General features: G+C 70.8%; 13 protein-coding genes. 5 read left to right on the top strand and 8 right to left on the bottom strand.

Annotation, left to right across the window (positions count from 1 at the left end):
• The first annotated feature begins 304 nt into the window (after positions 1–304).
• Positions 305–1,507 carry an FIST signal transduction protein gene (locus tag ACSRUE_RS22125; RefSeq protein WP_437766178.1) on the top strand — a complete coding sequence of 401 codons (1,203 nt, stop codon included), beginning with the start codon at positions 305–307 and terminating at the stop codon, positions 1,505–1,507.
• Positions 1,508–1,833: 326 nt separating this feature from the next.
• Here the strand turns inward: ACSRUE_RS22125 and ACSRUE_RS22120 are convergent, their stop codons facing one another.
• Both ACSRUE_RS22120 and ACSRUE_RS22115 read right to left on the bottom strand, forming a co-directional pair.
• Positions 1,834–2,796 (bottom strand): L-lactate dehydrogenase, encoded by a 963-nt coding sequence (locus tag ACSRUE_RS22120; protein WP_441292729.1) that lies wholly within the window; start codon positions 2,794–2,796, stop codon positions 1,834–1,836.
• Positions 2,797–2,861: 65 nt separating this feature from the next.
• On the bottom strand, positions 2,862–4,052 hold the full coding sequence (locus ACSRUE_RS22115; protein ID WP_441292728.1) for a mechanosensitive ion channel family protein: 1,191 nt from the start codon (positions 4,050–4,052) through the stop codon (positions 2,862–2,864).
• Positions 4,053–4,135: 83 nt separating this feature from the next.
• Here ACSRUE_RS22115 and ACSRUE_RS22110 point away from each other — a divergent pair, with 83 nt between their 5' ends.
• Positions 4,136–4,582, top strand: a complete 447-nt coding sequence (locus ACSRUE_RS22110; protein WP_437766174.1) for a CoA-binding protein — start codon at positions 4,136–4,138, stop codon at positions 4,580–4,582.
• A 117-nt stretch (positions 4,583–4,699) separates the two neighbouring features.
• Here ACSRUE_RS22110 and ACSRUE_RS22105 read toward each other — a convergent pair whose 3' ends face one another.
• On the bottom strand, positions 4,700–5,122 hold the full coding sequence (locus tag ACSRUE_RS22105; RefSeq protein ID WP_441292727.1) for a cupin domain-containing protein: 423 nt from the start codon (positions 5,120–5,122) through the stop codon (positions 4,700–4,702).
• A 221-nt stretch (positions 5,123–5,343) separates the two neighbouring features.
• Between ACSRUE_RS22105 and ACSRUE_RS22100 the strand changes: the two genes are divergently transcribed.
• A complete protein-coding gene (locus tag ACSRUE_RS22100; RefSeq protein ID WP_437766170.1) occupies positions 5,344–6,381 on the top strand; it encodes a PA0069 family radical SAM protein in 1,038 nt (345 codons plus the stop codon).
• 383 nt (positions 6,382–6,764) lie between these two features.
• Here ACSRUE_RS22100 and ACSRUE_RS22095 read toward each other — a convergent pair whose 3' ends face one another.
• On the bottom strand, positions 6,765–7,139 hold the full coding sequence (locus ACSRUE_RS22095; protein ID WP_437766169.1) for a molecular chaperone DnaJ: 375 nt from the start codon (positions 7,137–7,139) through the stop codon (positions 6,765–6,767).
• A gap of 222 nt (positions 7,140–7,361) precedes the next feature.
• Between ACSRUE_RS22095 and ACSRUE_RS22090 the strand changes: the two genes are divergently transcribed.
• Together ACSRUE_RS22090 and ACSRUE_RS22085 are read left to right on the top strand one after the other, a co-directional pair.
• Positions 7,362–7,562: a hypothetical protein gene (locus tag ACSRUE_RS22090; protein WP_441292726.1), complete on the top strand. Its 201-nt coding sequence runs from the start codon at positions 7,362–7,364 to the stop codon at positions 7,560–7,562.
• A gap of 552 nt (positions 7,563–8,114) precedes the next feature.
• The gene (locus ACSRUE_RS22085; RefSeq protein ID WP_441292725.1) at positions 8,115–9,383 is read left to right on the top strand and encodes a lamin tail domain-containing protein; all 1,269 of its coding nucleotides are present in this window, start codon (positions 8,115–8,117) and stop codon (positions 9,381–9,383) included.
• A 283-nt stretch (positions 9,384–9,666) separates the two neighbouring features.
• Here the strand turns inward: ACSRUE_RS22085 and ACSRUE_RS22080 are convergent, their stop codons facing one another.
• The 4 genes from ACSRUE_RS22080 to ACSRUE_RS22065 are packed head-to-tail and all read right to left on the bottom strand — an operon-like array spanning position 9,667 to position 13,838.
• Positions 9,667–10,674 (bottom strand): TauD/TfdA family dioxygenase, encoded by a 1,008-nt coding sequence (locus ACSRUE_RS22080; RefSeq protein WP_441292724.1) that lies wholly within the window; start codon positions 10,672–10,674, stop codon positions 9,667–9,669.
• Complete coding sequence (locus ACSRUE_RS22075; RefSeq protein ID WP_441292723.1) at positions 10,667–11,722, bottom strand: MupA/Atu3671 family FMN-dependent luciferase-like monooxygenase; 1,056 nt, start codon at positions 11,720–11,722, stop codon at positions 10,667–10,669. The genes ACSRUE_RS22080 and ACSRUE_RS22075 overlap by 8 nt, the downstream gene beginning before the upstream one ends.
• Positions 11,723–11,724: 2 nt before the next feature.
• A complete protein-coding gene (locus tag ACSRUE_RS22070) occupies positions 11,725–12,567 on the bottom strand; it encodes an aspartate/glutamate racemase family protein (protein ID WP_441292722.1) in 843 nt (280 codons plus the stop codon).
• A complete protein-coding gene (locus tag ACSRUE_RS22065; protein WP_441293113.1) occupies positions 12,564–13,838 on the bottom strand; it encodes an MFS transporter in 1,275 nt (424 codons plus the stop codon). Before ACSRUE_RS22065 ends, ACSRUE_RS22070 begins: the two co-directional genes overlap by 4 nt.
• Between the last annotated feature and the right edge of the window lie 39 nt (positions 13,839–13,877).

The raw sequence follows: 13,877 nt of genomic DNA, 5'->3' as shown, positions 1-13,877 counted from the left end.
CGCTCGCCTGGTGACGCCGACGCGACGCCGCGCTCGCGCGCGCAGGGCGCAGAGCGGGGCGCGGTGCTCCGGCGCGGAGGTATGCGGCCCGAACACAGCACCCGAGCTGAGCCGATGCTGCGCAATGCTCGTCACCCGAGCGAGCAGCCGCGGGCGGCGGGCGCCTCTCCGGCGGCGGGCGCCTCTCCATGAGGAGTAGAGCGGCCTCCCTCGTGCGTGATATCACGGTCACGACGCGGTTCGTCGGTGATGGCCTGGATCCGAAGCCCGCGCTCCGGCGCCGGGCACGCAGGAGCTTCAGCGCATGAAGATGATGACCCTCGGACCCTTTGACGGGAACGCGTGGCTGCTCGGCCGGAAGATCGAGCGAACGGTCGCGGAGTGGAAGGAGCCCGCGCGGCTCGCGATCGTGGCCATGCCGAGCGGGACGAAGCACGAGGAGTACCTCGCCGCGGTCGAGGACGCGACGGGCGTTCCGGTGGTCGGAGCCACGACCGGCGGGGTGTCGTTCACGGAGCGCGGCTTCAGCAGGAGCGGGGTGACGTGCGCGTTCCTCGGGGGAGCGAACGTCGAGGTGGCGTGCACGGCGGCGCGCGAGCTGCGCTCGGATCACGCCAAGAGCATCAGGGCGGCGCTGAGCGACATGGACGAGGCCGTCTCGAGCGGCAGCGGGCGGAGCGGGGCGACGAGCTCGATCCTGGTGCTGGCGGACGCGTTCGCGTGCGACGGCGACGATCTGGTGGCCGCGCTCCGCCAGGGCGTGCCGCCGCACACGCGCGTCTTCGGCGGGACGGCGGGCGACGGGTGGACGTTCGAGGGGGCACGGGTGTTCCTCGGCCGCAAGGTGCTGACGGACGCGGCGGTCCTCGTGCGGCTGACGCACCGGCAGCGGGTGAACATCGACGTGGTGCACGGGTTCCGCGCCGCCGAGGGCGGGCGGGATTTCACGATCACGGACATCGAGCGGAACGTGCTCAGGACGCTGGACGGGCAGCCGGCGGCGCGGGTGTACGAGGAGGAGCTCTCGCGGCTCGGCTTCCGGTCGAGCGGCGAGGGGCTGCTCCAGACGATGGCGAAGCACGCGCTCGGGGCGAAGACGCCGTTCGGCGAGTCGCTGAAGATCAGGTCGCCGATCGCGATCCGGGGGGACGGCGCGGTGGTGCTGACCGGGGGGCTGGCGCGCGGGCAGGTGGTGCGCGTCGTGAACGCGGCGACCGACGCGGTGCTCCAGGCGGCGAAGAGCCTGTCGACGAAGGTGCTGGGGCCGCTGCCCGGGGTGGCCGGCTCGCTGGTGTTCGACTGCGCGGCGCGGTTCCGGATGCTGGGGGAGCGGTACCGCGAGGAGGTGCGGGCGTTTCTCTCGCCGAACGCGGCGTCGAACCCGATGTTCGGGATGGCGTGTTACGGGCAGATCGCGAAGTTCGGGGGGAGCGTCGAGGGCTTCTACAACACGAGCGCGGTCATGGTGGCGTGGGGGGAGTCGGACCAGGGGACTGCTGGCGGGTGAGCTTTGCTGGGCTGCCTGGGCTGACGAAGAGGCGGGGGGATCGTTGCGCGGTGTGGGGGCTTTGCCGAGCTGACCGGCCTTGCCAAGAAGGGCGAACGCGCTGGTTTGCTACGGATGAGCAGACGAGCTGGGTTTGGCCTGCAGACGGACGATAGACGCCCTCGACGTTCACGAAGGGGCGAGGTCGACAGCAATGGATGCGGCCAAGATGGCGTCTCCGGTGTTCCCGGCGATAGCGGGCTCCCCGGCATCGGCGGCGGGCACGGGCGATTGAGCTCGACGGGATCACGGGGCGCGATGGCAGTCGCGGCACACCCGGGGTCGCCTCAGAATCCGAGCGATCGGATCGCCTTGCGGATCGTGTCCGCGCTGGCCCGGAGGCCAGCCTCCTCCTCGGGGCTCATCGGAATGGGCAGCTGTGACTCGACGCCGGACCGGTTCACGACGCACGGCACGCTCAGGCAGACATCGTCGATCCCGCGATAGCCGCTCAGCAGGGTGCTGACGGGCAGCACGCGGCTCTCGTCGCGGAGCAGGGCCTCCAGGATCTTGGCGGTCGCGAGGCCGACAGCGTAGTTCGTCGCGCCCTTGCCGGAGATCACCTGGGCGGCGGCGTTCTTCACGTTGGAGAAGATCTCGGCCCGCTCGGTCGCGCCGAGGTGGCCGTGGCCGGGCACGGACCACGCGTCGAGCGGGATGTTCGCCACGTTCGCGCTGCTCCACAGCGGCACCTCGCTGTCCCCGTGCTCTCCCGCGATGTACGCGTGGACGTTCTGCACGGCCACGTCGAGCTGCCTCGCGATGAGGAACCTGAAACGGCTGCTGTCGAGCACCGTGCCGCTGCCGATCACGCGGGCGGGCGGGAGGCCTGTCAGCTTGAGCGTGACATACGTGATCACATCGACCGGGTTGGTGACGAGCAGGTAGAGCGCGCCCGGCGCGACGGCCTGCAGCCTCGGCAGGAGCTCGCGGCATATCGCGACGTTCGCGGTGGCGAGGTCCATCCGGCTCTGCCCGGGCTTCTGCTTCGCGCCGGCGGTGATCACGACCACGGCCGCCCCGCGGCAGACCTCGACGTCATCGCTGCCGTCGAGCGTGGCCACCGGGACGAACTGCAGCCCATGGTTGAGGTCGAGCACCTCGGCGCCGACCTTGGCCCGGTTCACGTCGAACAGGGCGATCTGCTTCGCCACGCCGCGGAGAAGGCACGCATAGGCGATCGTCGCGCCGACGCTGCCCGCACCCACGATCGCGACCTTGCTGGGAGAGATGGTCTGGTGATCAGGCATACCGCCGGGGTACCGCGGCGGGACGGCTGCACCAAGGCAAATCGGGCCGCTGCGCCCGCGCGGGGTCAGCCGTGGCCGCCCGGCGGCGGGGCGGCCGGCGCCACGACGATCGCCGCCAGGACCGCCGGCGCCGCCCTCGGGTCTGCGGCGGGCGCTGCGGCGCCGGCAGGCCCTGCGGCGCCCTCGGCGGGCCCCGGGGCGCCAGCCGGGGGCCGTATCTCGACGGCGAGGGCCGGCTGCGCCGCGGCGGGGCTGAGCGCCACGCCCTCGTCGCGGCACGCCCGGAAGAACGCCTTCATGACGTCGGACTCCAGCACATCGTGGCGCTCGAAGTCGGCGATCCAGAACTTGATGACGTAGCGCTGGAAGAGCGGCGTGACGGCGGCGAGCCAGAGCCTGGGCGCGGGCTCGCGCAGCACCCCGGGCACCTCGCCGCAGGCGCGCTGGGCGGCGCGCTCCACGGCCTCGGGCGGGGCGGCGAGCGCGACGAGCATCTCGACGTTGCGCGCGCAGTTCCGGTCCGGCGCGCAGAAGTTCTGGACGCGCGCCTTGGCGATGATCGAGTTCGGCAGGATCACCACGTCTCCGGAGAACGTCCGGAGGCGCGTGGAGCGCCATCCCACGTAGATCACCTGCCCCTCGACCCCGTCGACGAGGATCCAGTCCCCGACGCCGAACGAGCGCTCGGAGTGCAGGGCGAGCCCGGCGAACAGGTTGCCCAGGGTGTCCTGTAGCGCCAGGCCGAGGACCACCGTGATGACGGTCGAGGTCGCGAGCAGCGGCACGAGGTCGACCCCGGTGACCGCGCCGACGATCGAGAGGCCGGCGACGAGGTAGAGGATCGTGAGCAGGAGGTGCCGCACCAGGGCCGGGAGCAGCACCTTCCGGCGCTCGGCGAGCCAGTAGTCGATGACCAGGGTCTCGGCGATCTCGATGGCGAGGTACGCGGCGAGGGTGAGCTCCAGGAGGAGCACGCCCTTGTGGAGCGTGGGCAGCTCTCCCCCGCGAAGGGAGATGAACGCGTGCAGCGCGAGCAGCGCGACGAGCATGCGCGCCGGCAGCCGCATGCGGCGGACCAGGAGGTCGTCCAGCGACGTCTGCGTGGCGCCCGCGAGGCGCGAGAGCGAGGCGAAGACCACGCGGTAGACGACGAAGCCGAGCGCGAGGACGGAGGCCGAGGCCGCCAGCGCGACGGGCAGCGAGGCGGGAGAGCGGATGAGGTCGGCCCAGAGCGCCGGGAGCCGGTCGAGGTTCACGCGGCCGAGTCTGCCACAACTCTGCAACGGCCCGAGCGCGGGGATCCGTCGCCGAGCCGCGCCCGGGGGCGTAGACTCCTTCCATGAACGACATTCGCGATATAAGCGACGACGAGGCCCGGGTGGCGGAGCTGGTGCGCTCGGCGCGGCGCGTCGCCGTGCTCGGCATCAAGACCGAGGCGCAGTCGGATCAGCCAGCGTTCTACGTGGCCAGCTATCTCCAGGGCGCGGGTGTGGAGGTGATCCCGGTCCCTGTCTACTACCCTGACGTGAAGACCATCCTCGGCCAGCAGGTCTATCGCCGGGTGGCCGACGTCCCGGGCCCCATCGACATCGTCGATGTCTTCCGGCGGGGCCAGGACGTCGCCGGGCACCTCGACGACCTGCTCGCCGCCCGGCCGCGCGCCGTCTGGCTGCAGAGCGGCATCCGGAACGACCAGGTGGCCGAGCGGCTGGTCGAGGCGGGCATCCTGGTCGTGCAGGACCGCTGCCTGATGGTGGAGCACCGCCGCCACGCAGGGCGGGGCTGAGGCGTCGAACGCCGTCGAGGACATCGACTTCCTCCTCGACTCCCATTCACCGCGTTCTGCGGCAGCCCGGCGATGCTCGGCCCCGGCATGTCGGACGGCGGGCTCGCCGTGGGGCGACTACACCGCTCGGTGCTGCGTCCCCTTGCCGTACGTGATCGCCACGAAATCCCCCGGCTCGTGGACGATCATCCGGTGCCACACCCCTTGCGGCACCGTGCACGCCGTCCCTGCGCGCAGCGCGACGACCCGCTCGCCGGCCTGGTCCTGCAGCACCACGTCGATCGCGCCCGAGAGGAGGTACAGGATCTCGTCCCCGGCCGGGTGCATCTCCCACCGGGGCGTGTCCTCGGCCATGTGAAACCGCGTCACGAGCCAGCCATCCACGCGCTTGACCCGCCGGATGTCGGCGCCCTCCGGCTCGTCGGACATGAGCTCTTGCCAGAACGTCGGCTTCACCTCGATCTGCAGCGCATCCCCCCCGTCCGCGAGGTGCAGGTACGTGCTGCGGAGATCGAACCCAGGCTGTCTCGGCTCGGCCATCTTTCCCTCCCCCGTCTCGACTGAGGGCGTCCATGCCAGCAGGGCTCCCCCACCGTGTCAATCTGCTCTTCCCGCCGTGGCCTCCCCGCCGGCACGACCGGTGCGCCCCAGGCGCCCCGACCGGGCCCGCCGGGCTCTACTGAACAAACGCTCCCATCCCGGCCGGGACGCGCTAGACTGCGCTCGCAGCGCTCGCCTCTTCGCCCGGAGTACTCCGCACCATGCCGCGCCCCGTGAACAACCCTCCGAACCCGTGGTCGTCGACGCAGGTCGAGTACCTCGAAGAGGCGCCCCCGGCGACGCTGCAGATCTTCGAGGAGCAGGCCCGCTCCATCGTGACCGCGAACGACAGCCCCGATCTTCCCTTCCGGTTCAGCGTCAACCCGTACCGGGGCTGCCTCCACGCGTGCGCGTACTGCTATGCCCGGCCGTCGCACCAGTACCTCGGGTGGGGCGCCGGGACGGATTTCGACCGCAAGATCGTGGTCAAGTCGAATGCGCCCGAGCTGCTCGAGAAGGAGCTCAACAAGCCGAGCTGGCAGGGAGACACGATCGTGTTCTCGGGCAATGTCGATTGCTACCAGCCGCTCGAGGCGAGCTACGAGCTCACCCGCCGCTGCCTCGAGGTGTGCCTCGCGTTCAGGAATCCGGTCGGGCTCATCACGAAGGGCGCGCTCGTGCGACGCGACGCCGCGTTGCTCGGCGAGCTTTCGCGCCGGGCGCGCGCCCGGGTCCACTTCAGCATCCCGTTCGCCGACGACGCGGTGGCGCGCAAGATGGAGCCGTATGCGAGCCGCTCGTCGCTGCGCTTCGAGGCGATGCGGGCGCTCTCCGACGCGGGGGTGCCGACGGGGATCTCGCTGTCGCCGATGATCCCCGGCCTGAACGACAGCGATGTCCCGGAGCTCCTGGAGCGCGCCCGGGCCGCTGGCGCGGAGAGCGCGTTCATGATGCCGCTGCGCCTGCCGCGCGAGGTGCTCCCGGTCTTCGACGAGCGCCTCGAGGAGGCCTTCCCGGACCGCGCCGCCAAGGTCCGCCGCGGCATCCAGGAGATGCGCGGCGGCAAGATGAACGAGGCCGCCTTCGGGGCGCGCTTCCAGGGCGCGGGCCCGCGCTGGGCGGCGATCCAGCGGCTGTTCGAGGTCCACTGCCAGCGGCTCGGGCTCAACGTGGCGCGCGGCAGCGGCGAGTACATCGAGCGAGAGGGCGAGTCGACGTTCAGGCGGCCGACCCGGCAAGGGACGTTGTTCGACCTGTGAGCGTAGCCTGCGGGCTCGTCGTGTTCGTGCACGACGAGCAGCGCGGTGCTTGCCGGCGGATTCGCTGCTGACCGCTCAGCGCGCCACGAAGCAGCAGATCCGGCCGGCGCCGCCGGTCTGGACGAAGCGTTCGGCCGAGCAACCGCTCGGTGGTGCGGGCCGAGACCCACGAGGTCGGCATCTCGCCGCCGCCCATGCGGTCGTGGTGGCCGACCCGAGCGGGCACCGCGGCGGCGGGTGCCTCAAGGAGTCAGGGCTGAAATCCTCTCTGTCGCCTGCGCCGTGGCGTTTCGTGGCGTAGCCAGCACCCGAGAAGGGGAATTCCTGCCGAATGATCTCGGCATCAGATGCAGGACATGGCGCTCGCGGCTGCCCTCCGCCGCTCACGATCCGGGCGGACGGAGCTGCTTGCGGACCTTCTTGATGAAGGTCTGGGTGCACTTTCCGTGGGTGGCCTCATGCTCCACGATCTCGAGCGTGAGCTTGGTCTTCGTCCCGCTGGAGAGATGTGCGGCCGCGTTCACCTCCCTGGCGAGCTGGACGCCTTCCAGCGACGCAGGTCCCTGCGGCTTCTCGACGGCCGCCTGCTTGTTCGGCTGCCGGAAGTGGGAAGGCTTCGTCTTGGTGACGTCGCGGATGCCGGTGTCGTCCGAGCGCCGGCCGGTGCCGTGGCAGCCCGGACAGGTGGCGGTGGTGCCGGAGAACGAGTTGGCGATGCGGCCGTCGCCGCCGCAAATGCCGCAGGATTCACCAGCCATGAGCCTGGCCCTCGGGTCGGGGCAGGTGCTTCGGGTCCTTCATGCGCGAGAGCATACAGCCGATCGTGGCTCGTGGAAGCTTTGCCTGGGGCGGTCCTCCATTTTGTGCGTTGCGGCGGTGCTCCGCGTCGCGCCGCGTGAGCGAGATCCGCGTCGTTCGGCTCGTGGACGGGGCGGACGATCTGATCGTGCTCGGCGACGCGCACCGCCGTCACCACGTGGGTGCCCGCCCCCTCATCCATCAGCGTCGCTGTCTCGGTCACAGCCTGCCGCGAGCCGCCGCGCGCGACCTCGACGCTGCCGTCCACCCCCGGCGATAGACCGGTCACCTCGGTGGTCAGCGTGCCGGTGCCGTCGCTCGTGAAGGTGATGTCGGCGGTGGCGATGTCGTGGGCGTCGCCGCTCGCGGCGTCGAAGCAGTAGAGCTCGCCGCCGCGGCTGAGGCAGGCGCCGGCGACGAGGATCTCGGTGGTGTCCTGCCGGTCGAGCTTGGCGATGAGGACGCTACAGCCGACGTGCAGATACAGCGTGTCGCCGACTCGAGCGTGATCACCGGTCACCTCGACGACGGGCTCGCCCGCGAGCGTGCAGGTGATGGCGCAGCTGCCTTGAAGGCCATCATGCCATTCCGACCCAGCTTAGCTCTACTGCGGGAAGTCGGCCGGGGAAGCGAACCGCCAAGCCGCCAAGGGCGCCAGGAAAACCGGGGAATAGGGGGGGATGCCCGGACCGCCCCTTCCTCCTCTCCCCTTGGCGTCCTTGGCGGCTTGGCGGTTGTTCTGCCGCTCCGGGGCAACTTCCCGACAAAGCCCGACGGATCGAACGAGCTCACTCGACTCTGCAATATTACACCACGCTGGCGCTCGCGCGGAGGATCTCGAATATCGTCCGTTGTGACGTGGCGCGCTCGAGTGCTATCGTTGCCTGGTGCCGGCGACCGGCTGGCGAGAGTTGAAGGTCGAGGGGAAGAGGACGATGAACCTCCGGTCTCACGCGACCGTCGTCGCGATGGCATGGCTGGCCGCGTGCGGCAGCGGCTCGAGCGAGCCGCCTCTGCCAGCGCCGTCGGGCGGAGCAGGTGGTACGTCGGCGGCCGGTGCCTCGCCCGCGGCAGGCGGCTCGAGCGGGAGCGCAGCAGAAGCAGGCGGCGCGGGAATGGGCGGCGGCGCTGCGGCTGTCGCGGGCTCGACCGGCGTGGCCGGCAGCCCGAACGCCGGCGGCGCCGCCGGAGCCGCCGACAGCGCCGGAGCCGGCGGTGCGAGCGCGGGGGCGGGCGGTGCCGGCGCGTGCCCGGCGGGCTCGACGCAGCTGTCGCCGTGGCCTGGCAAGGCCGAGGTACGCACGCTCGACAGCGAGGACGCGTTCGAGAGCGATCTGAGCGGGCTGACCTACGAGGCGCCCGGGGTGCTGTGGGCGACCGACAACCTCTCCGCCAGGCTGTTTCGGTTGTTGAAGAGCGGAGCGAGCTACGCGCCGGACACGTCCAATGGCTGGGCCGCCGGCAAACGGCTACGTTACCCGAACGGCAAGGGCACCCCCGACGCGGAGGGAGTGACGCTCGCCGCCACGAGCGCCGCGGGCGTCTACGTGTGCGCCGAGCGCGACACGGACGCTCCGTCCGTGAGCCGGCTCTCCGTGTTGCGCTACGACGTGACGGCCGCCGGAGCGACGCTGACCGCGACTCACGAGTGGAACCTCACCGCGCTCTTGCCCGAGGTCGACGCGAACGCGGGTCTTGAAGCGGTCACCTGGGCGGCTGACGGCTTGCTCACGGCGCGCCGCTTCTTCGACGAGAGCAAGGCCCGAGCTTACGTCCCGAGCGACTACGGCGAGCACGGCGCCGGTCTGTTTCTGGTGGGCGTGGAAGAGACCGGCAAGGTGTACGCTTTCGCGCTGAATCACGGGAGCGGCGCGGCCACCTTGGTGGCCAGCCTCTCGACGCCGCTCGCGGGCGTGATGGGGCTCGAGCTCGACCGTGACACCGGGAGCTTGTGGGCATCCTGCGACGACACGTGCGACAACCAATCCGCCGTGTTCGGTATCGACGACGCGCTCGGGCGCTTCGTGCTGGAGCGGCGTTTCAGGCCCCCCGGCGGGCTGCCGGACTCCAACAACGAAGGCATCGCGCTCGCGCCGGACGCGGAGTGCAGCGGCGGCGTCAAGCCGTTCTTCTGGACCGACGACGCCGATGCCGGCGGCTTTTCCCTGCGCGAAGGCTCGCTCGCTTGCGGTTGCCTCGAGTGACTGAAGGTCGTGTGGTAGAGCGGCAGCGCCTCGGGTGTCCATTGTCACATCATCTCCGTATCTGGATTGAACACCGTCCGCCTCATCCGACGCTTCTCCAGAACCCGAAAGAGCTGCCCGACAGCCTCCTTGAAGAGATCGAGGTAGCGACCCCAGCCTGACAGCAGAAGCCTCGCTTCCCCATCCGCAGCGGCGGTGCGCAGGCGACCAGCGACACCACGGAGATCGTGTGGTCGTGGTTCGACAGGGTCCTCGGCGCCTCCGCAGAAACCAATCCCCGCGCCTATTGCAATTGAGAGCGCCTGACAAATCCCGCGCGGGAGAAGGCGTCTCCCATCGCCACCAGGACGCGCCGATCGCCCTCGAAGGGACGCCGTCCATGCGCGAAGGACATGTTGTCCAGCACCAGCACGTCGCCCGTGCGCCAGGGAAACGTCACCGTGTGCGCCGCGAACGCCGCGCGGATCCGATCGAGGTCGGCCTCGTCGATGGGCGAGCCGTCGCCGAACAGCGCATGCCTCGGCAGCTCGTCCTCCGCGTACACCGCGAGCATTGCATTGCGCGCCGCGGCCGGCAGGCTGGAGACGTGGAACAGGTGCGCCTGATTGAACCACAGCACGCAGCCGGTGACCGGGTGCGCGGCCAGCGCGTCGCACACCTGTCGGGTCCGCAACGCGTCACCCTCGATCCACTCCCACGCGATGTCGTGCACGGTGCAGTAGCGCTCCACCTCGCCGCGCTCGCTGGTTTGAAACACCGTCTGCCACGGCAGATCCAGCCCCGGACGATAGTTCCGCACGTACATCACCCGCTTGCGCGCGAAGCGGTCCACCAGGGCGGGATCGAGCGCCTCGGTGACGCGAGCCACGTCGGCGAGCGGCGTCTCTCCGCCGCGCGACGCCGCCCGATCACAGAAAAAGAACAGCCGCAGCGGCCAGTCGCGCTGGTAGGCATTCTCGCAGTGCATCGGGATATCCCGGGCCGCGGGATACTCCGTGGCGGTGTAGATGCGCTCGCCCACTTCCGTTCGCGGCGTCGACCGGTACACGTAGGGCAGCGGCTCGCACAGCGCGCCCACCACCTCCGCGAACTCTGCCTCGGTCACGCCAAAGCCGCGGAACAGTACGCCCCCTGCCCGCGCGAGCAGCGCCTCGAGCGCACCCTTGTGCTGACGGGCGAGCTCGGCGAGGCGCATGCCGGGCCGGTCGCAGGTCACCAGCTGCAGGCGATCCGACTCTCGCACCAGCTGGCTGGCCAGGACTCCAGGAATTTCGGCGATGAGCTCACGCATCGGCATCGAACCTCCGCTTCAGGGTGCGCAGCGCGTCCAGGCCCTCGAGCACCTGGCCTCGCTCCACCCCGAAGTCGATCAAGCAGGCGATCTCGTCCACCCCGGCCTCGTTCATAAGGCGTAGCCTGGCCTCGAGGGCGTCGACCGTGCCCATGCACGAGCTCGACCGGTAATAGCGCTCGAACGTCAGGTCGAGCAGGTCCTCCATCACATCGTCCGAGATATCGCCGTCGGGCATCGACAGCGAGCCGCTCATCTTGCCGGCCTTCGCCGCCTTGATCTCGAGCTGCACGGCAGCGCGCAGATACTCGCGCATGCTCGGCCGGACCGCGGCCCGCACCAGCTCGTCGGACGGGCCGACGAAGGTGTGCAGCATCAGAGAGACCACGCCGGACCTCGGGTCGAAGCCGGCGGCGCGCCGCGCCTCGCGGTACTCGGTAATGCGCTGGCGAAGCGTGTTGAGGTCCTGGAACATCATGTGCGTGAGCACGTTGGTCCCGCGCGCTCCCGCGGCGCGCCAGGTCTCGAGCGAGCCCGAGGTGGTGATCCAGACCGGCAGATCCCGCCGGACCGGCTTGGGGAAGATCTCGAGCGTCTGCGGCCCGGACAGGGTCTGTCGCGAGATCGGCTCGCCGCGCCAGATCCGGCGCAGCTCGTCGATCTGTTCGTACATCACCGCGCCCCGACGCTCGTAGCGCTCGGGGAAGAACACGAAGTCGTTGGCGTTCCACCCAGAGCCGAACGAGATGGCCGCCCTGCCGCGCGACAGCTGGTCGACCATGGCCCAGGCCTCAGCGATGCGGATCACGTCATGCAGGGGCGAGATCAGGCTGCCCGAGCGGAGCTCGATCCGCTCGGTCACCATGGCCAGGGCGGCGCTGGTGATCGCCGGGTGCGCGAAGGCGCCGCCGAAGCGATCGAAGTGCCGCTCCGGCGTCCATACGGCGCGAAAGCCGTTGGCATCGGCATACCGGCTGGCGGTGATCATGAGTCGGTACGGGTCTTCAGCGCCCGAGTCGGACGAGAAGAAGAAGAGGCTGAACTTCATGGCTAGACTCCGGGATCGATGAGGGGGTGTGCGCTCGCCGGCGGCGAGGTGGCGGACGTGTCGCGACGGCTCGGGCGAGGTGCATCGACGGACGCGGTAGGCGCGCCGAAGGCGAGGTCGAGCATGATCGAGGCGAGCACCTTCAGCGGGTCGATGAGCGGCACGCCCGCGTGCGACGAGATCCCCCGCATGGCGACCGACAGCTCGGTGCAGGCCAGGATCACCGCCTCTGCGCCTCGCTCGACCAGCGAGGCCGCGGCCGCGAGCTGCACCGCGCGCGCGCGCTGATGCAGATCGGAGCTCACGGCCTTGATGCCCCAGCCCGGGTCGTAGATCGCCTGCATCACGTGATTTTGCACGGTCGAGCCGATGTCGGGCGTGATCGCCTCCAGCCCGAGCCGGCGCAGGCTCCGCTGGTAGATGCCCGAGCCGAGCGTGCCGTCGGTGGCCAGCACGCCCACCTTGCGCACGCCGCCGTGCGCGCGCGCGACGTGGTGCGCGGTGTGATCGACCAGATGCACCCAGGGGACGCGCAGCTCGCGGTGCACCACGTCGTAGAACGCGTGCGCGGTGTGGCAGGGCACGACGATGAAGTCCGCCCCGGCGGCGTGCAAGCGATTGCCGTAGCGGACCAGGGCCGCCGCGCACTCGTCGGCCCGCGACTGCAGGCTGCGCGTCCGATCCGGGACGTCGGTCGCGCTGATCACGATCCAGACCGGGTGGTCGAGATCGCCCCTCGCCCCGCGACGCGTGCCCTCGTCGATCAGGTCGCGCTCGAGCTCGACATGAGCGAGTGGCCCGAGGCCGCCCAGGATCCCAGGCACTGCGACTTGCTTCGGCTTCACAGTTCACCTCCTGCAGGGAGCGGCGCGGCCACGCCCACGTCGGGCAGGACGCGTTCGATTTCGCGCAGCGACCGGAACCGCATGGCGAGCGCCGTGGCCAGCGCCGTGGCCACGCCCGCGATCACCAGCAGCAGCGCGCTGCCCCGTCCCGGCGCGGCCCCGGCGAGCCACGCGAGCTCGCCGCTCTGCACCCGCGGCTCGAGCACACGCTCGGCCAGCACGCCCGCGACCAGGAAGCCGAGCGGCCGGAACAGACCCGCGCAGCGGCGCAGGGCGAACACCCGGCCGTGAAGATGCGGCGGGACCTTGGTCTGCCACAGGATCTGACCGCATCCGTTGGCCAGCGGGATGAAGAACAGCCCGCAAAAGCCGCTCAGCGCCATCAGCGGCGGGGTGGCGCTCAGGCCCATCGCGACCAGGAACACGCCGAGCAACGCCTGAGACCAGACCAGCCCGGCGATCCGATTGCGCGGACCACCCCAGACGCTCATCACGATGCTGCCGGCGAGCATCCCCGCGCCGGCCACGGACCGGACGACCCCGAGCACGCTGCTCGAGGCGATGGCGAGCACGATCGGCGCGCTCAGCACCTCGAGGAAGCTCAAAGCGCCGTTGAGGACGCACGACAACCCGAACAGACCGAGCAGCCCGCGCCGCTGCACCACGTACGCGAGGCCTGCCAACGCGCCGTTGCCCGCCGAGCCCGGGGGATGCCCGGCGATACCGGATGTTCGGTCCGGGAAGGAACTGGACGCGATGCTGGACAGCGCGACGAGGAGGGTGAGGAGCTCGATCAGGATCACCCCCTGGAGCCCCACCAGACCGAGCAGCGCGCCGCCGAGCGCCGGGGACAGCAGTTGGGCGGTGGAATCTCCGAGCTGCACCAGGCCGCTGGCACGGCCGAGCTGCGCCGGCTGCACCAGCCGCACGGTCGCCGCGCTGAAGGCTGGCCAGTGCAGCGCGCCCACGGCCGAGCTGCCCGCGGCCACGATGTACAGGTGCCAGACGTGCAGCTGGTCCAGCGCGAGCAGCGCGGTCACGACGACGGCGCCGACCGCCGCGCCGGCGTGGCTCACGAGCAGCGCGGTGCGCAGGCTCCAGCGGTCCACCAGCGGGCCGGCCACGGGGGACAGCACCAGCCCCGGCAACACGCTGCAGGCGGCGATGATGGCGAGCTGCGTCGCGGACCCGGTGCGCTGGTACGCCCACACCGCGAGCGCGAAGCCCGTGAGGCCGGCGCCGAGCGCGGCCGCGGACTGCCCGACCCACATCAAGCGAAACGCGCCGGGCCCGCGGAGGACCGGAGCGCG

The sequence above is a fragment of the Sorangium sp. KYC3313 genome, from assembly GCF_052075895.1.
Lineage (GTDB): Bacteria > Myxococcota_A > Polyangia > Polyangiales > Polyangiaceae > Sorangium > Sorangium cellulosum_B.
The sequence above is the reverse complement of the archived record's forward strand: the minus strand, read 5'-3'. Positions and strand labels throughout refer to the sequence as shown.

Bases quoted from the DNA above. Each gene is read 5' to 3' on its own strand.
- ACSRUE_RS22125 (WP_437766178.1), top strand. From the start codon at position 305: ATGAAGATGATGACCCTCGGACCCTTTGACGGGAACGCGTGGCTGCTC.
- ACSRUE_RS22120 (WP_441292729.1), bottom strand. From the start codon at position 2,796: ATGCCTGATCACCAGACCATCTCTCCCAGCAAGGTCGCGATCGTGGGT.
- ACSRUE_RS22110 (WP_437766174.1), top strand. From the start codon at position 4,136: ATGAACGACATTCGCGATATAAGCGACGACGAGGCCCGGGTGGCGGAG.
- ACSRUE_RS22105 (WP_441292727.1), bottom strand. From the start codon at position 5,122: ATGGCCGAGCCGAGACAGCCTGGGTTCGATCTCCGCAGCACGTACCTG.
- ACSRUE_RS22100 (WP_437766170.1), top strand. From the start codon at position 5,344: ATGCCGCGCCCCGTGAACAACCCTCCGAACCCGTGGTCGTCGACGCAG.
- ACSRUE_RS22095 (WP_437766169.1), bottom strand. From the start codon at position 7,139: ATGGCTGGTGAATCCTGCGGCATTTGCGGCGGCGACGGCCGCATCGCC.
- ACSRUE_RS22085 (WP_441292725.1), top strand. From the start codon at position 8,115: ATGAACCTCCGGTCTCACGCGACCGTCGTCGCGATGGCATGGCTGGCC.
- ACSRUE_RS22080 (WP_441292724.1), bottom strand. From the start codon at position 10,674: ATGCGTGAGCTCATCGCCGAAATTCCTGGAGTCCTGGCCAGCCAGCTG.
- ACSRUE_RS22075 (WP_441292723.1), bottom strand. From the start codon at position 11,722: ATGAAGTTCAGCCTCTTCTTCTTCTCGTCCGACTCGGGCGCTGAAGAC.
- ACSRUE_RS22065 (WP_441293113.1), bottom strand. From the start codon at position 13,838: ATGTGGGTCGGGCAGTCCGCGGCCGCGCTCGGCGCCGGCCTCACGGGC.